The following is a 21,429-nucleotide window of genomic DNA, read 5'->3' on the forward strand; positions in this document are numbered from 1 at the left end:
CGGTTCGGCGATGGACAAGATCGCCGAACCGGTGGCGCGAGCCGTTCGGTGCCCAGGGCACCAGCCCAAGTATTCCAGGAGGGTGAGCATGCGGCTCCAAACCGCACGAAAGACCCCCGTTGCCGGCGCAGTTCCGGCAGCCGCAGAAGATCAGAGCTGGATCGAGACCGAGCCCCTGTCCCTGCGAGACACCGTCGAGCAGCTGGAGGGCGCTGACGGCCGTCCCATGCTCTTCGACGTTGCGACCGGACGCTATGTGGCCATCTCCAAGGCCGGAACCGCCATCCTGAGCCTTCTCGACGGAGAAGCAACCGGCCGGAAGCTCATCGAACGGGTCATCGAAGTCGCTCCGGGCGACCCCGTTCGGATCGAGGAGGCGGTGGCCAGGTTCCTCGGTGAACTGCGTGACGTAGGCGTGCTTTCGGCCGAACCACCGCAGTCGAACCGCGGCAAGGGCCTGCGGCACCTTTCGCTGCGCCGCCGAACTCCACGCTGGCCGCTGACCCGGTCGGCGCACCACCTGCTCGAGCCGCTGGCCGCACGGCTCCGCGCCATCCCCATCCGCCTGTTGCTCGGACTGTGGTTCGTCAGCCTTGCGGTGGCAGCCGGGTGTGCAGGTCTCGCACTCAGCCGACACCCTTTCGGGATGCACTACTCGACCTGGTTCTGGGCTGCCATGGGAATCATGGTGGTTCAGGTCGCGGTCCACGAGACCGGACACGCTCTGGTCTGCCAGTACTTTGGGCGTGCCGGTACGCGAGGCCGGCATCACCTTGATGCTCTACGTGATGCCGGTCGCCTATGTCGACCGCACCGACGCCTACCGGGTCAGGAGCCGGAGCGCGCGGGTGCTGATCGCCCTGGCGGGCCCGCTCAGTGACGTCTTCTGGGCCGGAGCGAGCGGGCTGGTGCTACTGACCACGCACGGAACCGCAGCCGAGATAGCCGCAGCCCTGCTGCAGATGCAGGTCCTGCTGATGATCGTCAACCTCAATCCCCTGCTGCCCTCCGACGGCTACCACGCACTGGAGTCGGCGCTAGGCGCGGTCAACCTGCGCGGCCGGTCATTCGGCTACCTCCTGCACCTGGTGACGCGCAGCGAACTTCCCAGCCACCTACGCACGCTGGACCGCCGTCGCCGATTCGGCTATCTCGCCTTCGGCCTGGTCTGCTTCAGCTACGGCCTGATCATGGCCGTCCTCATCCTGGCCTCCTGGTGGCGGCTGCTGGCCTCGGTGGTCGGGTCATGACGGTCGCACCCTTCACCGTCCACCGAGTGAACGGTCTGCCGGTCGAGGCACTGGACGTCGAGCTGCCTCGCACCTGCGCACTGTTGGCAGAGCTCGCTGAGATCCAGGCCGTGCTGGACGAGTCGGCCGCTCCGCTCGGCGACGCGCTCTACAAACTGGTCCCACGACTGGACGACCACCCCGGGCTGCGGCGCAGTGCGCTCGCACTACGACGGTCGCTGCACAGCGGCAAGTCCTACGCGCTCTCCGCCGAGCACCGCGCCGCGTTGGGCCACCGGCTCGGAGAAGAAGCAGAGTTGTTCAACCGCCAGCTGGACGGCCTCAGCCGAGCAGAGTCCCTGCGAAACGCGGTCACGGTCGCCTTCACGCAGGAGAGTGCGGCTGCGGGAGAACGGCTGCGCGAGCTGCTCGACCACCCCGCCTTCGCACAGGGCCTCGCACATGCCAGCCCTGATCTGCTGCGCCACCTCCGGCCGTCCGACCTCCGGCCGGGAACCAAGGCGGCCAGAGGAGTGCTCGCCTACGCCTCACGCGCCGCGACCAAGACGAGTCCCTTCTCCCGCTTCACAGCCCTCGCCCTGGACGGTGCCCGCGCCGACGGCAGTAGCCGGATCAGCGTGGCCCAACAGCACCTCCGTGCCTGGGTCGACCGGCTGGCGCGGGACGAGGAGTGCGCGGCGGCCTTCCGGGTCGAACCAAACCGCTCGGCGTGCACAGTCAATGGGCGACCGAGGCTGCTGGTCCCCACCGTCCGTTCCGGAACCGCGCTGGCCTGGCGAGCTGACACGGTGGTCGATGCCGCGCTCTACGCCGATGCTCTCAGTGCCCTCGCCTCCTGGCCGCAGCTGCCGGTGCAGGAGTTCCTTGCCCGACTGGGCGGCGACGACCCGTTCGGCTGCTACCTCCGGCTGCTGGACACCCAGTTGATCAGAGTGGTCCTGCCGTGGGCCTACGGCGCCCACGAGCCTCTGCCCGCCCTGGCCCGAGCCCTGGACACGGTCGCCACCGAAGCGGCTGCCGCAGCGGCGGCCACGGCCCGTGAAGTTCAGCGACGCACTGAGGCACTGGGCCACCTGGACGGACGGACTCGGCTGGCAGCAATGGCCGGCCTCAGCCTCGGCGCCGAGCCGCTCTCGGTGTACGAGGACGCAGTGGCGGATGTCGCCGTCGACTTCCCCACCGAGCACGTCCAGAAAGACCTGCGCGAGCTTGCACAGCTCACGCGACCCCATGTCTTCCGCAGCCATCTCTACGACTGGATGCTGGCCGAATTCGTCTCCCGCCACGGCACGGGCGGCCACTGCCCAGACGCCTACACCTTCCTGATGGAGCTGGCGTCGGCACCCGACTTCGGCCGACAGTTCGGGGCCGCGCTGATGGCCGACCGAGCCTGCTTCGGCACGGCCACCTCGCGAGCCTGGCTGCCGGTCTCGGCCAGCAGCGCCCCGCCCGCCACCACCGTGCTGTACCAGCTGAGCGCGACTGACGGCGGCCGCGTAAGCGACGGCGACTACCGGATGGTCGTCAACCAGTTCAACCCAGGACTCGGGGGACTGGTCGCCCGCTTCCGCCGCCTACTGGACCCGACTGATGACGGCCCAGGGCTGTCCGGGAGACTGCGGGACTGGATCGAGAGTGCCTTCCCCGACGCACGACCCCACGAGATCTCCTTGTGCACAGACCTCAACAGCATGCAGCTGGACACCGTCGGAATCCTGCCCCCGTTCGCGTGGCCGGGCGAACCACCACACGTCCAAGCGCCGGCGGGACTCGCGCAGCTGCAGCTGCGCCACGAGCCGGACACGAACACCCTGCTGCTGACCGACAGCCAGGGAGACCCCGTAGCCCCGGTCTATCTCGGGGTCGTCCCCGCGCACCTGATGTCGGGACCGGTCCGCCTGCTGCTCTGTCTGGCGGACCCCTGGGTGAACGGAGCCATCCACCTGAACTGCAGCCACAGCCCGCTGGAGATCCTGCCGCCACCCGGCGAGCAGCTCGAAGGAGAGCCGGCCCGAACTCACGGTCGGCTGATGCTGCGCCGCCGCACCTGGCGCCTGGCGCCGAATCTGCTGCCAACCCCAGAAAAGGGCGAACAGCCACACGAGTTCTTCGCCCGGATGGATACCTGGCGCCGTGCCCACCAGCTTCCGGACGAAGTGTTCCTCACCCTGGAAAGCGGCGGTCCCATGAGCGACTACGCGGGCCGCAAGCCTTCCTGGCTCTCCTTCCGCAGCTCGCACGCCGTCCTCGCCGCCGCGGGCAACCCCCGGCTGGCGAACGCCACGGCGATTCGCCTCTCGGAAGCCGTGCCCGCCCGCGACAGCCACTGGGTGCGGGACAGGGAAGGGCTCCACCGCGCTACCGAGCACGTCTCCCTCCTCTGCTGGGGCCGGCCCACCCCCGGCCGCGCCTCCGCCCAAGGTGAGGGGAACGCATGACCATCACTGAAGACACCACGCTCCGGGCCTGGCCGGACCAGCCAGGCTGGTGGTACGCGCGCCTGTATCCGGGAGGACTCGACCGCCTGGACCTCGCCGTCCAGACGCTGCTGCCCGAACTGTTGCCCATAGTCAGCGGTGGCGGGGCGCACCGCTGGTTCTTCATCCGGTACACCGACTGGAACGGCCCACATCTGCGCCTGCGCGTCCATGGGCAGCGGGCCCTGCTTGACCACCTGCAACGGGAACTGCCGAGCATGGCGAAGTCGTGCGCGGAGATCGCCGCACAGCCTTGCGAGCCCCATGCCTCGCTGGTGCCCTTGGACGCGAGCCTGTTCAAGGGCCGGCATACGGGGTTGGACACCGCTCTGTACGAGCCCGAACTCGACAAATACGGCGGGCCGCAAGGCGTGGACGCAGCGGAGCTCCTGTTCACGCGGTCCAGCGAGCTGGCACTGAAGGCCAATACGTTGGCGAAGACATCGGACCGGGCTGCGCTCACCGTGCTGCTGATGCGCGCTTCCGTGGCGGTGGTCCAGCGGATGCACGGGATCCGACCCGGCAGCCCGAGCTCAGCAGACTACTGGGAGCGCCACCTCTACTGGTGGACGTGTGACGCCGGCACCGAGGCGGAGCGCCTGCGTGATGGGCTGCGACAGCAGGCGAAGGAAGAACAAGCCATTCTCCAGGGACTGGAGCGACTGTCCGCGGACACCTGGACACTCTCCCGGGTAGCGGACTGGTCCGCAGCGGTGACTGCGTACCTCGAGCAAGCGGCCACCACCGCCGTGCCGCGCACTCCTGGACACCTGATCTTCCATCAAAACCACATGATGGCCAACCGATTGGGAATCCTTCCTCGAGAAGAAGCACTCCTCGGCATCATCGCCGCGAACTATAAAGGTGGCTCCCCATGAACGATGCGCGCACACGTACCGGAGGATCGCTGCTCCTGGCCTTCGCGCTCCTGGCGCTGGCCTTCTGCGCCATCGCGCTCGCAGTGGTGCTGCACAAGATCCTGACCACGGTACTGCTGACGGTGTGTGCGGCCGGGTTGATTGCCGCAGGCGTACGACTCCTGGCCAGGACGGGCAGGGCGCGCTGAGCGGAACCTGTACAGGCGGCGCCGTCGCGTGGTGTCGAGCACCAGGAACGCGATGTCCTGCTTGCCGTCAAGGAACAGGTCGCTGCGGATCTGCCGCTCGTCGGCGGGCTGCCCGCGGCAGGCATCGACCGCGATGACGCACGGGATCCCGTTGTCTCGACGACCGAGAGCGCGGCGAGCCCGTCCGCGGGGCGGTGCACGTCGACCAGGACGACAGAGCCGATCGCGTCGCGCAGCAGTTCGTCCCAACGCCGCCGCAGCCGGGCGCCGGCCGGGGTCCCGAGCAGCAGGACGGCGGCGCCCTCCAGGGTGATCCGGCCGACAGCCAGGGCCACGGTCGCGTCCGGATCCGCCGCGTCGATGACCACGCCGCGACCAGCCAGAACTACGCCGTCCACAGCGCCGTTACGTTCTTCGAACACGGACTCGCGAACCGCGAACGGACGTAAAACGCAACGGTATTGGTGTAAAGTTATTATACTTTGAGCTTGATCCTGTGATGGTCGCGGCGCGTCATGGTGGGGGTATGGAAATGGTCGACCTGAACTTCGAGCGAAAAGTCAATCCGTGGCTCTTCGACAGCTCAGGCAATCTTACCGAGCAAGCGAAGAAGCAGTTCCCCGAACTCGCGGGTGACACCGGCCCGGTAGCGATCAGTTCGAGCAGCGGCGGCAACGGTGGTGGCAGCACAACTGTCACGGTGAGTACCACCGCCCTGGAGACCGCCGGCCAGAACGCGACCACACTTCGGACGACCCTGCACACCGAGTGCGACAAGCCGTGGACGAACGTCGGTCCCGCTGTCGGGGCGCTGCAGGGCTGGCAGAGCAGCACGGCCCTCTACAACGCCTGGGCGACCTGGGAGTCCCAGGTTCAGGCACTGGCAGCACGCCTCGACGCCGTCGCGCAGAACCTGCACACCACCGCTCAGAACTACAACACCGCCGAGAGCGACAACCGAGGCCGCTTCGGCGTCCAGGCGAGCTGACCCATGGTGACCTTCGACGAACTCCAGAACACCGACCTCGGCAGTCTCGATGGCGCCGCCTCAGACTTCGAGGCGCTGGTCCGCAACTGGGACCTGTCCACCCAGCTGCAGAGCACGGTCATCGGCACGTTGCAGGGCTGCGGCTGGACCGGCCCGGCAGCCGAGGCCTGTGCCGGTTCGCTGACCGACGTCCGCAACCAGATCGACATGGCCTTCGAGGAGGCCAGCGGCCTCGCCAAGGCCCTGCGCGACGCGCACACCGAGTTCGCGGGGGCGCAGAAGGCCCTGCAGACCGCGGTGCAGTCGGGCACCCAGGAGGGCCTGACGATCGACTCGTCAGGTGCCGTCCACTGGCCGCCCGCCACCAACGACGCGGACAAGAATGACCCGCAGTACGGTCCGACCTGGCAGGGCAAAGCCGACGGGATCCACCAGCAGATCCAGGCGGCGCTGGACCGTGCCACCACGGCCGACCAGGGCCTGGCGTACACCGTCGGTGCGGATACGGGCATCAGCACCCAGAGCTTCAACTGCTCGCCGGTGGCCGGACTGGAGGCCGGCGAGGTCAAGCAGGCCGCCGACCTGCTGAGCCTGGGCAGCAAGGCCACCGACGCCCAAGTCGCCCAACTGAACGCGATCCTGAAGGCGCACGCCAACGACCCGCAGTTCAACACGGACTTCTACAACACGCTGGGCCCGGAAGGCTTCCTGAAGTCGTACGGCGCGATGGGCGAGTACAGCTTCTACGGCACGCCCAGCAAGGACGCCCTCACCCAGCTCCAGAGCAACCTCGGCACGGCGCTGGCCAGCGCGACCAACACCCAGAACGTGCCGCACCTGTCCGACGCCTGGGAAGCCGGTCTGCGCAAGGCGGGTGCCACGCAGTACCAGCTGCTGCCCGACCAGTTGCAGGGCGGCAATCTGTACGGCTACCAGATCCTGTCCAACATCCTGCGGACCGGCAACTACGACGCGCACTTCCTGCAGCCGATCGCCGAGCACATGACCCAGCTCAGTGAGCAGGACCCCAGCATGTGGGAGGACGCGGTCATCAAGGCCAACCCCCTGCAGCAGACCTTGTTCCTCGGCCCGGGGGACGGCGGCCTCAACCCGATGTCGGGAATGCTGGAGGCCCTCGGGCACAGCCCAGACGCGGCGACGAAGTTCTTCTCCGACCACCCGACGCTGTACAACCAGGACGGGACGGTCAAGGCAGTCACCAGCGACAGCAACAACTACCTCGCGAAGCTCACGGATCCCGGCTACAACTCCGTCCTCCAGGACATCACGACCAAGGACGCCACCCAGGGCGGCAAGGCCTGCGACCTGGAGGCAACCGCGCTCGGTCACGCGCTCGAAGCGGCGACCATCGGCCAGCCCTACAACGCCGAGGGCGTGCCGTACCCGCTGCACACTCCTGCCATGACCTCGGTCATGAACCAGGTAGTGCACCAGTTCGGCAGCAGTGACGGACCCACGTTGATCACTGGGAACAGTGCCGTCTTCCACTCGATGAACACCAGCCTCGGCCACATGACCGCTGCCTACATGGGTGAGGTGCAGACGGCGTTCAACGGCACGGCGGACAAGCTGCCGCTGTATGAGACCCCAGCGGATCCCAGTAATCCACAGCCGCAACTGGATCCATCGGCCACCGCTCGGCTCCTCGGGGCGCTCGGCCACGACCCCGACGCCTATGGCACGATCGCACAGGCACAACAGGCCTACAGCACAGCTCATGTGCACGACATCATGCTCCACGCCAGTGACCACAAGTACCTGGACGACGCGGTGTCGAACGCGGCCCGCCCGGGCGGTACGGTGGCAGCGCTTATCACCGGCGGAAAGTCGGACGCGATCTACCAGCAGCACCAGCAGAGCGACGCGGCCTACAACAAGGCGATCGACCGCGACTCGGGCTGGGCGCAGAAAGTCTGGGACATGACGGGCGGCGGCAAGGTCGGCGATCTGCCCGGCGGCAGCGCGATCAACACGAAGGCCACTGGAATCATCCAGAGCGTGGCCTCCTGCTACAAGGTCGACACAAACGGGCTGGCGTCCGATCAGGTCCTCCAGGCCAGTGGCGCTGCCGAGACCGGGGCCGGTAATGCCGCTCAGAACGCGGTCCTGTCAGCAGCTCAGTCGCTGAACATGAACACCACCGATGCCAACGACCTGGCCAGCAACGCGTTCAACGGTGCCAGGGATGGTTTTGATGACGGCGCCGCAAAGTATCTCCTGGGCGTAAAGAACTGACATGACCGAGTACGAAGTAGACACGCCTTCGACAAGCCGCGGGACGCGTCGGCGACTGTGGACCGGGGCCGTCGCCGCCGTGCTGGTCGCAGCCGGCGTCACAGCCTTCTGGTGGAAGCCGTGGCAGTCCGTCGTGCTGCCGCAGGCGGCCTGCTGGTCCGCGCTCGGCCCGGACGACCTCAGGCCACTGGTCGGGACGAACGGGACGGCCGTCGCCTTGTCGGGGAGCAGCGTTCGTGCCCCGCTGACCGCTTTCGGCGCCGCCCAGATGGAATCCTGCGGCGTGCGGTGGGCGGGAGGCCCGGTCCTCGAAGTGGACGTCAAACCCAGTGTGGACGGCCGCACGATGTCGGGTTCCTACGCGACGGGCTATCGGGCCCTGGACTTCGGCCCGGACGGTCAGGGGCGGATCGACGACAAGTACGACACCCTTGAATTCTACCTGCGGTGCGACTTCAAGGCCCGGGTCGATATGGCCAGCGATCCCGCCACGCCGTACGTGTTGATCACCATCGACGGGGATCCGAAGGAGTCGCAGTACTCACGGACCCGGGTGCGCCAGGCCTACGCCGACATCGCGCTGAAGCTCGCCCGCACCGCCGTGACGCAGTACCAGTGCACCAACTCCGTCCACCTCGCCGACAAGGCGCCTACCGTTCCCCCCACGACCGAGAGCTGACGCCCTGAGGGGCTCGGCGCACCCGTCCGGTGTGTAGCGAAATAAACGGAGCCGCTGCGACGGTGTCAGTACAGGGGCCTGGTCAGCCTGAGGGGTTGTACGGGTCGGTAGGCGGCGCCGGGTAGGCCTGGGCCCCGTTGGTGGGTCCTGGGCCGTACGCCGGAGGAGGCGGATTGCCATAGCCGGGGTTTACCGGCTGCCCGTATGGGGACTGAGGTGGCATCGGATAGCCCGGTGCCCCTGCGGGAGTGGGCGGCCGGGGCTTGCGGTTACGGAGGCTCAGGAAGAGAACGCCACCGAGCAGTACCAGCCCCGCGACCACCCCACCAGCGACGAGCGGCAGGCTGCTGGACCCGGACCACGCCTTCGGGGAGCTCTACCACCTCGGCCTTCTTGATCCGCTGCCACTGGTTCTGGAGATGGTAGGGGGAAATGCTTTGCTGAGATCCTGCGGATGCCGCAGAAGGTAGCCGTCGACCGTGCCGTACTTTTCCGCGTACCAGTCGATGGTCTCCTTGATACGCGCGGGAAGGGGAACGTCGCGGTACTCGCCGGCCTTCCGGTGCTTCAACCGGCCGTAGGTCTTGGTGGTTTGGTTCACCTGCTCAGTGATCCGGTAGATGTCATCGGCCACGATGTTCTTGAGGTTGACCGCCGCCGCCTCTCCGTTGCGTATCCCGCAGCCGCTCATGAGGTCGGCGAACAGGAGGAACGTGTCGTCGCCAGCCGTGCGTATGTCCCGAAGTTGAGTCGACGAGGGAATGACGGCGCGCGTCGGGTCGTACTGCGGGGGCTTCACGCCCTCCAGTGGGCTCTCGTCATACAGCCCGAGTCGATGGGCGTCGAGCAGGATTGACTTGAGCTTGTCGTAGGCGTTGGACTGCGTTGCCAGCCCGACGCCGTTGCGTTCCATGGTCTGGAGGAAGCCGTCCACGACCTTATCGTCGAACGTACCCATCCGCCGACTGCCAAGTGTTGGGAGCAGGTGGTGCTCCAGGAGTGAGTTTGAGATGCCTCATGGAAGCCGCTGCGAGATCCCGCTGGCCGACCTTCCATTCCGCGCAGTACTCCCCGAACTGCATCGCCCCGTACTTCTTGATGCGCTCGGCCTTGCGCAGGCTCTGGGGAACAGTCTTCTTCTCGTTATAGACCTCGGTGAGTCGAGCGACAGCCCTGTCCTGGGTGGTGAAGCCGGACTCCTCGACCTGTCGTCCGGTGACGCTCCGATACCGAATCTTGTACTCGTGAGGGCACTTGGACCACCGTGACTGGTGGTGCTCGCACTCCTTGAAGAAGGCGCCCATGCCGTGGGCGAGCTGCTTGGTTGCCATGGTCTGACGTACCCCCGGATGCCAATGCTGACGCTTTGCTGACCGTCGAGCATCCGCTGGGGTTCTGAGCTGCACAAAGACGGGATTCCCGTGATATGTGGTGGAACTTCATCGGACGCTCGACGGAAGAGATCGTACAGGCACGATCTGACTGGATGGAAGGGTCCAGGTTCGGCGAGGTACACGGCTACGACGGGCAGCGGCTGTCGGCGCCTACGTTGCCCTCGGTGCCGATGAAGCCACGGGGAAGGGCTGGTTGACCTAGGCTTATATGCCTGGAGCTGCGGCCTGTGGTGCGCTTCGTGGAGTGCCGCTCGGTGCGCTGGGGGTTCCTCGGGAGCCTCCACCGCGATGGCCTATCGGCCTTCTGGGCGTCGACCCGCCAGTAGCGCGGGAGTCGCGAGTTTGGCCTTCTGTGACAGGCTTTAGTCAGACCAATGCTGACCAATGCTGACTTCTCTGATGTGCCGTCAGCTAAATTGGTCTAGATCAATGCGATCGGCTTGCTTGAGTTGGGATGCCGTGGGCGGGCCGGTCAGAGGTGACTGATGGTAGTCATTGTTCGAGTGAGGCTGATGTGGCGATGGTCGCGACAGGCCTGTGCTAATGCTGGCCGAAGTGGTCACGTCGGCGCCCCAACTCGTTCCTGCTTGTCTAAGTTCCTTTCGCCGTAAGAGGGTTGACGTTTCTCTGCGATGCGCTGAAGTGGAGGTGTGGGCGAGCGTGACCCGTACCTGAGTGATCTGTCGGATGAGCGGTGGGAGCTGATCCGGCCGGTTCTGACGGCATGGAAGGGAGGGCATCCCTCGGTCAGTGGCCATCAGGGCAAGTACGACCTGCGGGAGATCGTGAACGCGATCCTGTACCAGGCCCGGACCGGTTGCCAGTGGCGATACCTGCCACACGACCTCCCGCCGTATGGCGCGGTGTACTACTACTTCGCTGGTCCTTCAGCCCCGCCGTCCCGCCACCTTGACGGCGGGACGCGAACGACGGGATCAACGGCGCCGCCAGCTCCCACACATTATCCGGCACCAGCCGATGAGACAGATCAACCCCCATGAGCTTCCGCTGCGCCTGATGTTGAAGCAGGCCGGCCAACAGCTCCCCCATCGACGACCGCCTGGTCGTCCTCGCCGCGGCCGGACTGCCTCCGCTGCTCGCCGCTCAACTTGTCCCGCCGCTCGCGCGGCCATGCCTCGCAGGTCGGTGCCTGCGGAGGGCGGCGACGGGTCGTCCACCGCTCGCCCTGGGGGGACGGCCCGTCGGCATGACGACGGGCCGTCCGAAAGAGGTGGGAGTGACTGTCACGGGCCGGGTCACGCCTTCTTGGAATGTCGAAGAAGTGCCCCGGCCGTGAGATCAGTTGTTCGCGAACGTGTTGGTGCCGATCGTGAACCAGGGGCTCCACCAGTGGCCGTTGGCGCTGTAGGCGTGGTTGACCCTGCCGTCGGTGCCGACTCCGAAGACCTCGTCGGTACTCGTGTTCGGTTCATACACGGTTGCGGGGGTTCCGGAGAATGCCCAGTCGCTCAGGCTGAACCAGCCCGACCATGAGCCGCTGTTGAACCACTGGTGGTTCATGATGCCGTTGGTCCCGATGCCGAAGAGCTCGACCGAGTCGACCGTCGGGTTGAATATGACGTCGGGTGAACCGCTGAAGTGGTAGCTCGAGTCGAGTGAGAAGAATGCGCTCCACGGGCCGGCCTTGGTGCTGTATGCGTGGTTCATCACTCCGTCGGTGCCGATTGCGAACACCTCTGCGGTTGAATTCGTCGGGTTGTAGACCGCGGCTGGCGAGCCTGTGGAATGGTGGCCCAGACCGATGCTCGCCCAGGGGCTCCAGGGGCCGCCGTTGGTGCTGTAGGCATGGTTCATCACGCCGTCCGCGCCGATGCCAAACAGATCGATGTTACTCGCGTTCGATTCATACACGACTGATGGCGAGCCCGAGAAGATGTACCCCGTGTCCAGAGTGGTCCATGCACTCCAGGACGTTCCGTTGACGTACGACGCGTGGTTCATGCGTCCGTCGGTGCCGATGCCGAAGAGCTCGATCGACTTCGTCGCCGGGTCGTAGACCACGGCGGGTGACTGGCTGAACTTATATGAGCCGATGGTGGCCCAAGAACTCCACGGCGCCGCGTTGGTCGAGTACGAGTGGTAGACGTATCCGTCGGTGCCGACCGCGAACACCTCTTCGGTCCTGCTGTCCGGGTTGTAGATCGCCACGGGCTTCGCCGAGAAGCTTCCACCCATCGTCGCCCACGTACTCCACGGCGCCCCGTTGGTCGAGTACGAGTGGTACATCGCGCCATCGGTTCCGATCTCGAAGACCTCGGCCGTTGCGGTGTCGGGGTCGTAGACGACCGGTCGCGCGGTGGGTGCGGCAGTGCGCGGGCCGCTGAGCGTCGTCACCGAGGTGCTGACGGCTGGGTTGTTGGCGAGCGCGGCGGGCTGGTAGGTGGTGACGAGACCGGTCGAGGCATCGGTTCCCCAGAGGCTGGGGATTCCGTTGCCGGTGACGTCGGCCGTGCGCAGCAGGAGCGCCTTGCCGGCGTTCCAATTGGTAGCGATGGTGTACTGGCCGGTGGTGGTCAGGGTCGTGCCGTCGGTGGACAGGGCGAGGCCGGTCCACAGGTCGAGGGCTCCGGTGCTGGGGTTCCACAGGTACATGGCGGTACCGGAGCCGAGCTGGGCCGTGGTGATGGTCCAGCTGTTCCAGTCCTGGGTTCCGTCAGGGCTGGTGAGATTGCTCAGGACGTTGCAGCCGCCGGCGCACATCCCGAACTGAGCGTTGCTGCTGTAGCCGTTGGCGGTGGTGGAGTAGAACAGGACCAGCTGGTTGTTGATGGTGGCGAGCAGGTCCGGGAGGCCGGTGTTCTGCCTGCTGGTGTTGCCGGCGTTGGCGAGCTGGGTGGCGTTGTTGCCGTTGGCGTCCTGGAAGGAACCAGCTGGGATCCGCAGGGGGGCGGAGGTGTTGCCGATACTGGTGGGGCTGCCGAGGTGCAGGGGTCCAGTGCTGCCGTCGCTGCAGGCGATGTCTGCGCCGCCGGCGTTGTTGCCGCTGGGGAAGTACGCCAGAACGTCCTGCGCGCCGTAGCCGCACAGGCTTCCGGTGACGGCTTGGGCGCCGTTCCAGTCAGCCGCGTTGGTGCCGGTGTTGATGGCCAGACCGCTGCTGCCGATGTTAACGGGGTTCTGGGAGACGGTGCCGTCGGAGTTGCCCTTCATGAGCCACAGGCCAGACGGGAGGACGCCGGTGGTGTTCCCGGGGACAATCAGGTCCGGGGTGCCGTCAAGGGTGAGGTCACCGTCCTTGGCGGGCGGATTGAGCTTGGCACCGTCGAACCAGACGGTGGTCGCCGAGCCGAGGTTGCCACCGGCGGACAGGGCGTTGACGGTCAGGGAGTTGACGAGAGAGGGCAGCGGAACGCTGATGCTTGTCGCACCGGTCGCACTGATGGTCACCGGGGGGGACTGGTTCAGCTGGTACTGGTAGCCCGAGACGACGGCGCCGTTGGGCGGGGTCAGGCTGAACGAACAGGTGCTGCCCACCTGCTGAACGGTGTCCGTGGTGTCGTTGACGGTGGCACAGGCGACGGCACCGCTCGGGGGCTGTGAGTTGACGGTGATGGTCGGTGCACCCGGTCGGGTCGGGTCCCAGTTGAAAGTGCAGGTGCTGGACCAGCCAGAGGTGAGGTTGCCGTCGGATGCCTGGACCTGCCAGGTGAAGGAAGTGACGGCGCCGTTAGCCGCGCCCTTGAAGAGGGACTCGGGGACGGGTAGGACAGCGGCCTGGCCGGAGGCTCCCGTATAGGCGTCGGAGTTGATGCCGTTGGTGGAGGTGAGCAGGTTGCTCCGGGAGCTGTCGGAGGACTTGTAGAGGTCGAAGGTGGTGGTGAGGGAGCTGTTGGTGGGGGTGGAGACGGGGGCGTAGAGGGAGACCGCGGTGTCGCCGAGGGTGGTGTTCTGACAGTTGGTGGCGGGGGAGGTGTAGAGCCCGCCCGGGGTGTTGGGAGTCTTGTCGTAGGTGATGGTGAGGTTGGCGGTGTTGGCCTGGAACTCCTTGAACGCGTAGTTGTCGGAGCTGTTGTCGGAGCGCATCGCCAGGGTCTGAGTACTCTTGCCGTTTGACACGTCATTGGCGATGGTGCCGGTGACGTTGAACGGGGGGATCGCTGAGGCGGGGCAGCCGGTGTAGCCGTAGGCGAAGGACTGCGAGCCGATGGCGCTGCCGAGGTTGCCGGCCCAGGAGTTCCAGGTGGCGTTGGAGGAGTTGAGCGCCGCCGAAGGGGCGTACAGGTCGACGGCCCGGTTCTGGCAGGACCAGGAGTGGGTTTCGGTGATACCGAAGTAGGCGCCGTAGATGGTGGCGCCGCTGAGTGAGCCGAAAGTGAAGTTGAACAGGCTCATCGACTCGCCGATGCCGCTGTTGCCGATCTGGCTGATTCCGGCGGTGGGGTCGACGGTGTTGTTCCAGTAATTGGTGTTCGGGTAGGCGGCGCTGGGGCTGGACCAGGCGTTGTTGCCGTAGTTGGGGGAGTAGGTCGGGTCGACGTAGACCGGATAGACGGTATCGGACGCGTCCAGCAGATCACTGGGTGGTGTCAACGAGATCGCCTCAGGCTCGGCGCTCACCTGCAACTTCGCGGTATGCGCGGCGCGTCCGGGAGCTCCGACGGCCGACTCGGTGCGAATGGCAGCCCGGCTCTCGATCGCCGGCGCCGGTTGGGTTGCGGAGTCCCAGGCGTGGGGGGGGAGCGGTGTAGAGATGGTGGCCGGCCGGATCAGCGACGGCGATGTTGCCGTCGTTGTCGGCTGTGACCTTGAGGCCGTGGGTGGTGCTGGTCTTGGCGTTGAGGAGGTCGGCGAGTCTGGGGGTGTGCGCTGCTTCCTTGTTCTTGACGGTGAAGACGTCGCTGATCGCGCCGGTGGTGCGGACGGTGACGGTGAGGTCGACGCCGGGCAGCACGTCCGCGTAGATCGCGCTGGGGCCGTTGAGCGTCGGGTGGGGCAGCGTGACCGGGAGGGTGAGGGTCATGCCCTGGCCGCCGGTGTGGAACGAGGCGAGCGGGCCGTTGCCGCCACCGGACAGGACCACGCTGTTCGGTGTTACCGCAGGTGAGATCGTTCCGTCGGGGTTGGTCTTGAGCGTCGCGTCCAGGTCGATCCAGGCGCCGTTGCGAAACGTGCGTGTCGGTACGGCACTCTGGCTGAGCGTCATGGTGCCGTTCGGGTTCGCGGTGGTCTGCGAGGTCTCGGTGATCAGCACGGTGGCTACGACCGGCTTGCCGGTCGTCTTCGCCTGCGTGGCGGCGTCCTTCGCCGACAGCATGCCTGCCGCCGCCTTAGGAGCTGCGTTCGGCGCGGCCGTCGGCGCGGCTGCGGCGGTTGGCGCACCGCTGAGCATTGCCGCGGCGAGCGCACCGGCAAGCAGTGCCGCCATGGCCCCGCTCGATGCACGCTGACGTTGTCTTATTTCCATTGCTTGTTCGGTCCTCTGGGCTCGGTGCCGGGATGTTGATCACCCCGCGCGAGTATCGCCGAGCCATGGAGTTCAGGGCCCGTGCCGATGGAGAGGATGTGGGGAAATGGCCCGATCTGCGACATGCGTCATTAAAATTTTGACGATCCCTTTACTGATGTCGGATCAGGGGCTCAAATAGAGGGTTGGGGAGACTGGGACAGGGTCACCGTGCGTCTCCTTCGTTGAACCGGCCGTTCACTTCGGAGAGTTGCACGGTGGCTGACCCATGCTCAGGGAGTGTGAGCCCCTCGTGGGTGTGCGCCCCGGGAGCGATCCCGCGCACATCTCACGCGTGATCGCTACACCACACAGAGGGACGCCATCGTGGAACCCGTACACCACTTCCTTGGACGCAACCATTTTGGCTTTGGTTCAACTGTTTAGTTCGCACAGCGTCCGGTGATAACTGAGGTGCTTCTCGTCGATGGGGTGATCGACGTGCCGGCGGAGTCGGCCCAACGGCTTGTCGCTATGGGTCTGCCGCACCACGTCGTCAGCATCGACGTAGATCTCCAGGCCGTCAAAAAGGACGTGGTGGTTGGGGCACAGACATAGCATGTTGTGCAGCTCGTCCGGACCGTCATGGGGTGACCCCAGCCCGCGGACATGGGCAGCTTCGCTGTAGGGCTTCAGCTTGTACTGCAGCCTGGTTTCGCAGACCTGGCACTTGTGGCCGTGTATTTCCTTCACCAAGGTTGCGAGCGCTGTGTTTCGCACGATGCGGGAGCCGATGGATTCCCGTCGCTCGGCGCCGCCGGTCGAGCGCACCACGTTAGTGCTTTTCCTCTCTCGTCCGTCCGCGGATTCGTCGAGGAGACCGTCCGCCGTGGTGTACCCGGCCAGCCTCAGTTTGCCGAGCAGGGCGCGTTGGTCGACGTCCTGGAGATAGCGGTTACGCAGCCGGACCAAGGCGTCGAGGCGGGTGACAGGGTTCTGCATGAGCTTGGCTGCCTCGTGGGACATGCCTGCAACCGGCTGAGCAGTGTTAAACACCTTGATCTGGGGCATGGCGTCGGCGGGCTCGGGTACTCCGTGCACCTCCCACACACCGCTTCCCTGAAGGTGCCAGAAGGGATACTCGGGGGTGATTTTGGAACCTGGCACCCCGAACTCGGACAGGAGCGCTCCGACCTCCGCGCGGAAGAGCGACCACGGCGCCAGGCGCGGCTTGCCTGCGGCGATCCGGGCGATCGTCCAGAGCAACGCGAGTGGCTGATGGCGGCTTGCTGCCCCGTTCATGGAGTTCCGATGGGTCTTGAGTGCGTCGAGCTGCGCCAGCAACTCCGCGCTCGTCAGGGAGGCGGACGACTGAGAGGGCACGGCCGCCCTGGACTGCGATGAGCCTTGCGGCGGGAGAAAGTGGGAGACGCGTGCGTAGTCGTCGGCTGATCGCAGCGTGAGCATGCGCAGGGGACGCGGCACCTTTAGCGCCTCCAGAATCTCCGGAGCAGGGACCGCTTGGGGGAACTCTTCGAAATCGTCCAGGGCCATGATGTGCTCCCAGGTCGCGCTGTCTTCGTCGGTTCCCCAGACTGCGCGGGCCACTGCGGAGCTGGTAAAGAGTCCCAGGACTCTCGCGCGTGCGAGGAACTTCCACCCGGCGTAGAAGAGGACGTGGTCACCGACCCGGCGACCGCTCAGCGCCCGTACCTTCTCGTTGTTGGGGTGCGAGGTCGGGGTCGAGCCCCACAATCGGGCGATACCGTCCGGGTACAGGCCAGCGAGCACATCAGCCTCTGAACCGACTGCCTGTCGAAGGTCCGAGACTCGAATGCCTTGCCGCATCGACCTGGCGAAGTGCTGCGGGCCGTGATCCTTGGGGCCACCTCGCGGCTGCAGAATCAGTTGCGGCTTCTCGGGTGCGTTCAGCTGCTCCTCGGTCGAGCCACCTTCCTCGACGGTGAAACCCAGCGTGCGTAGGCGGTGTACCTCTGCTTGCTGGCTGCCCTGGACATCCTCAGCCGTCAGCAGGGCGCCGGTGGCATACAGGTGTCCCACTGCAGCAATGACAGTCGCGTCGTAGCGCTTGCCGCCCACCGTCAACTCGTACGTCGAGGTTCGGTCGCAGCTGTGCCAGCTGCGGAAGGCGACGCGGCCGAGAAGATCGTGCTCCCGAACCGCAGCCTGTATTCCTGCACGTGTCAGATCCTCAAGGCCCATGGCCGGAACATTAGTAGGAAGATCTGACAGATATCGCTCTTGGGGGTGCAGCTTCCTGTCCCTGGGCACGTCACGTTGCGTCAGGTCAGCATGACGTGAAGCCGTACCGGTTCCGCAAGAGCAGCAGAGGCCCCCGGAAAGTCGGCCAAGCGAGCCGCGACGGTTGCCATCGCGAGTCGTTCAGGCAGCGCGATCGAGAACTTGAGCCCCTTGACGGCCCGCCGGTCGACGTCCGGGAAGACCAGGCCATCGCCGGCACTTGTTCGGGCACTCTGCCACATCTGGGCCGTCAGGTCCTCGCGAAGCCGCACGTAGCAGTCGGTAGGGCGCTGCACGGGGTCCGCGATGGACGACAGGGTGGCAGCAAGCGTGGCGTTGGCTCGAAAGCCGGCCCACGTCCACCACCGCACGTCGTTTCCGAATCGCGTGACGAGGCTCCCGGCGGGGTGCACGCTGCCAGGGGCCTCCTCCTCGCGCAGTTGCTGGAGGCGGGCCTGTGCACGCCGGGTAAGTGAGACCGGTGGATCGGAACCCAACAGCACGTCGCGCATGGACCGGGTCAGCTCGTACGAGAGGCCCGCGATCCCGTGGCCGGACCATTTGGCGATGCCTCCGCCGTCGGCAGGCTCCACGAACGCCCGGCGTCTGGACCAGTCGATGAAGGTGACCTGCCAGCTCCGCCCACCGAGCAGGAGTCTGCGAGGCCCGGGCCGTTCCTCTGTGAGGACCGAGGGGTCGATCTGTCCGATCTCGGTGCGTCCGGACAGGACGGTGAACTGGGGAGGGGCCGTGAACGATGCGGTCAGTTCGATGAAGTGGCGCCGGCCGAAGCGTTGTTCAGCCTCCGGGCCGATGAAGAGCAGGCCGTTGTCGTCGTCGAGGAAGCCCTCACCCACCAGGTATCTCAGGATCGGTTCGCCGGAGCGGTCGAACGGGGCCAGGCCGTTCCACTCAAGGCTCCACAGGTGGGTCCCAAGCGTCTGTTCCTGGAGGGTCACGGCAAGGAGCTGTTGGGCGACCAGATGCCGAGGTTCGGGCGGCGGAGTGACGGCTTCGACCCAGCCCCGTCCCCACAGCAGCAGCAAGCCCGCTGCCTGGAGCAGGGTTTCCTCCTCGGTGGCCAGGAAGAGACAGTTGCGCAGGCTCCCGGCGCGCCGGCCGGTTCGGCCGATGCGTTGGAGGAAGGAGGCGACGGTGCGGGGAGCGTCGATCTGGATGACGCGGTCCAGGTCCCCGACGTCGATGCCCAGTTCCAGGGTGGAGGTGGAGACGATGACGCAGTCGCGAGCTTCTGCGAAGGCCTGCTCCGAGCGGGCCCGTTCTTCGGCCGACAGCGAGGCATGGGACAGGAAGGTGGTGACGTCACGGGCTCTCAGAGCGGCACCGAGCTGCTCCACCTGCCTGCGGGAGTCGCAGAAGACCAGTCGCTTCTCGCCGTGGTGGAGGGAAGCGATGAGTTTCGCGGCGTTGTCCAGCGAACCGACGTAGTCCAGTTCGACCTCGCCGGTCGGCCGGGCGCCGGCGGGAGTTGCCGCGAGATCGGGTGCGACGACCTGACCGGAGCGGTTGCTCGCGCCTGAGCCCTGGAGCCAGGTGAGCAACTGGTGCGGGTTCCCGACCGTCGCCGAGAGACCGATGCGCTGGATGGGACGGCCGGTGATGCGCTCGAGCCTCTCCAGAACGGCCAGGAGGTGCCAGCCGCGGTCGTCTCCCGCGAAAGCGTGAACTTCGTCCACGACGACCGCACGGATGGACGAGAGGAGCTGGGCGTGGTCGGTTTTGATTCCGATCAGCATGGCCTCGAGCGACTCGGGGGTGGTGAGGAGAACGTCGGGCGGATCGGCGCGGATTCGCCGCCGATGCGACTCCGTGGTGTCACCGTGCCAGAGCTCGGCGCGCCGACCGAGCCACTGTGCGTAGGAATCGACGCGTGTGATGAGGTTGTTGAGCAGAGCCTTGAGCGGGCACAGGTAGAGCACCGAGACGCCGGTCCAACGCTGCTGTGCCATCGCTGAGAGCACGGGAAAGCATGCCGCCTCGGTCTTGCCGCCGGCGGTCGGGGCCAGCAGCACCGCGTCCTCGCCGTCCATGAGCGGGCCGATCGAGGCGCGCTGAAGAGGGCGCAGGTCGGGCCATCCCAGAGTGTTCACGATGTGGTGCAGGACGACCGGGTCAAGCCGGTCGAGGGGGTTGGCCGAGTCGGTAGTGCCCGGGGCGTGGGTCTCGGACTCGTCGGGGACGGCCATCAAAGGTCCAGTTCGATGTCGTCCGCTGATCCGGCGGCGGCCAGATTCCGCTCCGTGGTGGTGAGTTCATGGTCGGAGACGGTCAACCGGTAGTGCCGGCGCGGGTCGAAGTCGTCGAACTGGTCGATCCGGTCGAGCACGTCGCCCACCAGCTTCTTCAGGAACAGCCTCGGAGCCACGCCCACCTTGCCGCCCAGGGCGCCACCGACGGCGTCGGCCAGGTCGGCGATGTAGGCGTCGTCTGCGAGTGCCTTGATCCGGTCGGCGGACTCGGCACCCTCCATGTAGAGATCACGGATCGTTACCCCGAGGCCGATGAGCGAGTCGCGGGTGAAGCCGGGCAGCCGCAGCTGGACGGCACGCGGGTTGTCGAAGCGTGGGTCGGTGGTGAAGTCGGTCGCCAGGCGTTGGGCGAGTGGGGGAAGGCGCTGGACGCCCTGCTGGCCGTCGTAGAAGGCGGGCGTGCCGGTGATCACCAGGTAGAGGCCGGGGAAGCGGCCGGAGTGGACCTCGTCGATCAGCTGGCGCAGTGCGTTGAGCGCCTTGTCGCGGGCGTCGGAGCGAACCCGCTGGAGCGTCTCGACCTCGTCGAGGACGAGGAACAGCCCGGCGTGTCCGGAATCCCGGAGCACGGTGAGCAGGCCCTGGAGGAACCCGAGCGCGCCGAAATGGTCGAGGTCGCCGCGTACCCCGGCCGACCGTCGCGCGGCGGCGGCCACGTTCGGCTGCCCGCCGAGCCAGGCGAGCACCGCGGCTGCCGTGCCTTCGTCACCCGAGGCGAGGGCGGTCCGGTAGCCGCGTAGAGCCGCTGCGAACGACGGGGCATGTCGGGACACTTCGCTCAGCCGGGCGGTGAGCAGCCGCTCCACCTCCTCGGGGAGCTGCTCCTCGGAGGACCCGGCGGCCAGGGCGTCCTCCTCCAGTGCGTAGAACCAGGCGTCCACCACGGGCCGCAGCGCGCTCGGCGGGAAGCTCGAGGTGCCGAGCCGTTCGGTCAGCCGCCGGTAGACGGTTTCCAGTTTGTGCAGCGGGGTCTCGGTCTCCGAGATCTGGATCTCGGCGACGGCGAAGTTCCGGCGTTTGGCGCGTTCGCCGAGCCACCGGGTGAAGAACGTCTTGCCTGATCCGTACTCACCACGTACTGCCTTGAACACTGATGACCCGGAGACGACGGCGTTCAGCTCCGCATCGAGTGCGGATTCGAACCGGCCGAGACCGGTGGCGAGCAGATCGAGACCGTTCTCGGGCACCGCACCGCGACGCAGTGCGTCGATCACGTCCCGGCGGCGGGCTGCGCTGACGGTCGAGGATCGGGAGGTTCCTTCGGCACTCACCCGGCAAGTCTCCCATCACTGGGCGACCGTGATCACGGGTGCCCTCGTCTCTGCGGTCGGGTGAATTTCCACCCGGAGCCGAGCGGGCTCGGCCCCGGACATGGCGCCGGGG

Annotated in this window: 16 protein-coding genes and 2 pseudogenes; 11 read left to right on the top strand and 7 right to left on the bottom strand. The window is 66.6% G+C overall.

The features are described from left to right. Positions 1-88: 88 nt before the first annotated feature. From P3T34_RS33075 to P3T34_RS33115, 9 genes are all read left to right on the top strand, one after another. Positions 89-880, top strand: a complete 792-nt coding sequence (locus P3T34_RS33075) for a PqqD family protein (RefSeq protein WP_280669722.1) — start codon at positions 89-91, stop codon at positions 878-880. Then, entirely contained in the window at positions 849-1,250 is a 402-nt protein-coding gene (locus P3T34_RS33080; protein ID WP_280669723.1) for a hypothetical protein, read from the top strand. Before P3T34_RS33075 ends, P3T34_RS33080 begins: the two co-directional genes overlap by 32 nt. Then, a complete protein-coding gene (locus P3T34_RS33085; RefSeq protein WP_280669724.1) occupies positions 1,247-3,688 on the top strand; it encodes a hypothetical protein in 2,442 nt (813 codons plus the stop codon). Before P3T34_RS33080 ends, P3T34_RS33085 begins: the two co-directional genes overlap by 4 nt. Beyond that, positions 3,685-4,605: a thiopeptide-type bacteriocin biosynthesis protein gene (locus tag P3T34_RS33090; protein ID WP_280669725.1), complete on the top strand. Its 921-nt coding sequence runs from the start codon at positions 3,685-3,687 to the stop codon at positions 4,603-4,605. The genes P3T34_RS33085 and P3T34_RS33090 overlap by 4 nt, the downstream gene beginning before the upstream one ends. Next, positions 4,602-4,793, top strand: coding sequence for a hypothetical protein (locus tag P3T34_RS33095; RefSeq protein ID WP_280669726.1), 192 nt, complete (start codon positions 4,602-4,604; stop codon positions 4,791-4,793). Before P3T34_RS33090 ends, P3T34_RS33095 begins: the two co-directional genes overlap by 4 nt. 194 nt (positions 4,794-4,987) lie before the next feature. Then, complete coding sequence (locus tag P3T34_RS33100; RefSeq protein ID WP_280669727.1) at positions 4,988-5,242, top strand: hypothetical protein; 255 nt, start codon at positions 4,988-4,990, stop codon at positions 5,240-5,242. A gap of 77 nt (positions 5,243-5,319) precedes the next feature. Then, complete coding sequence (locus P3T34_RS33105; RefSeq protein WP_280669728.1) at positions 5,320-5,781, top strand: hypothetical protein; 462 nt, start codon at positions 5,320-5,322, stop codon at positions 5,779-5,781. 3 nt (positions 5,782-5,784) lie between these two features. After that, positions 5,785-8,037, top strand: coding sequence for a DUF6571 family protein (locus P3T34_RS33110; RefSeq protein WP_280669729.1), 2,253 nt, complete (start codon positions 5,785-5,787; stop codon positions 8,035-8,037). 1 nt (position 8,038) lies between these two features. Beyond that, positions 8,039-8,716, top strand: a complete 678-nt coding sequence (locus P3T34_RS33115; RefSeq protein WP_280669730.1) for a hypothetical protein — start codon at positions 8,039-8,041, stop codon at positions 8,714-8,716. Positions 8,717-9,092: 376 nt separating this feature from the next. Here the strand turns inward: P3T34_RS33115 and P3T34_RS33120 are convergent, their stop codons facing one another. Beyond that, positions 9,093-9,674, bottom strand: a complete 582-nt coding sequence (locus tag P3T34_RS33120) for a hypothetical protein (protein ID WP_280669731.1) — start codon at positions 9,672-9,674, stop codon at positions 9,093-9,095. Next, positions 9,655-10,047: a hypothetical protein gene (locus tag P3T34_RS33125; protein ID WP_280669732.1), complete on the bottom strand. Its 393-nt coding sequence runs from the start codon at positions 10,045-10,047 to the stop codon at positions 9,655-9,657. The genes P3T34_RS33120 and P3T34_RS33125 overlap by 20 nt, the downstream gene beginning before the upstream one ends. Positions 10,048-10,142: 95 nt before the next feature. Between P3T34_RS33125 and P3T34_RS33130 the strand changes: the two are divergent. Both P3T34_RS33130 and P3T34_RS33135 read left to right on the top strand, forming a co-directional pair. Next, positions 10,143-10,307, top strand: a pseudogene (locus tag P3T34_RS33130) (pirin family protein); the annotation flags it as partial. Positions 10,308-10,760: 453 nt separating this feature from the next. After that, positions 10,761-10,991 (top strand): annotated as a pseudogene (locus P3T34_RS33135) (transposase); the annotation flags it as partial. A gap of 418 nt (positions 10,992-11,409) precedes the next feature. Here P3T34_RS33135 and P3T34_RS33140 read toward each other — a convergent pair. From P3T34_RS33140 to brxD, 5 genes are all read right to left on the bottom strand, one after another. Continuing rightward, positions 11,410-14,688 carry a hypothetical protein gene (locus tag P3T34_RS33140; RefSeq protein WP_280669734.1) on the bottom strand — a complete coding sequence of 1,093 codons (3,279 nt, stop codon included), beginning with the start codon at positions 14,686-14,688 and terminating at the stop codon, positions 11,410-11,412. After that, positions 14,672-15,496 (bottom strand): hypothetical protein, encoded by an 825-nt coding sequence (locus P3T34_RS33145; RefSeq protein ID WP_280669735.1) that lies wholly within the window; start codon positions 15,494-15,496, stop codon positions 14,672-14,674. The genes P3T34_RS33140 and P3T34_RS33145 overlap by 17 nt, the downstream gene beginning before the upstream one ends. A gap of 453 nt (positions 15,497-15,949) precedes the next feature. Then, on the bottom strand, positions 15,950-17,737 hold the full coding sequence (locus P3T34_RS33150) for an HNH endonuclease (RefSeq protein WP_280669736.1): 1,788 nt from the start codon (positions 17,735-17,737) through the stop codon (positions 15,950-15,952). A gap of 80 nt (positions 17,738-17,817) precedes the next feature. Then, on the bottom strand, positions 17,818-19,983 hold the full coding sequence (locus P3T34_RS33155) for a DEAD/DEAH box helicase (protein WP_280669737.1): 2,166 nt from the start codon (positions 19,981-19,983) through the stop codon (positions 17,818-17,820). Then, a complete protein-coding gene (brxD, locus tag P3T34_RS33160; RefSeq protein ID WP_280669738.1) occupies positions 19,983-21,317 on the bottom strand; it encodes a BREX system ATP-binding protein BrxD in 1,335 nt (444 codons plus the stop codon). The genes P3T34_RS33155 and brxD overlap by 1 nt, the downstream gene beginning before the upstream one ends. Positions 21,318-21,429 lie beyond the last annotated feature (112 nt).

The organism is Kitasatospora sp. MAP12-44 (assembly GCF_029892095.1).
Lineage (GTDB): Bacteria > Actinomycetota > Actinomycetes > Streptomycetales > Streptomycetaceae > Kitasatospora.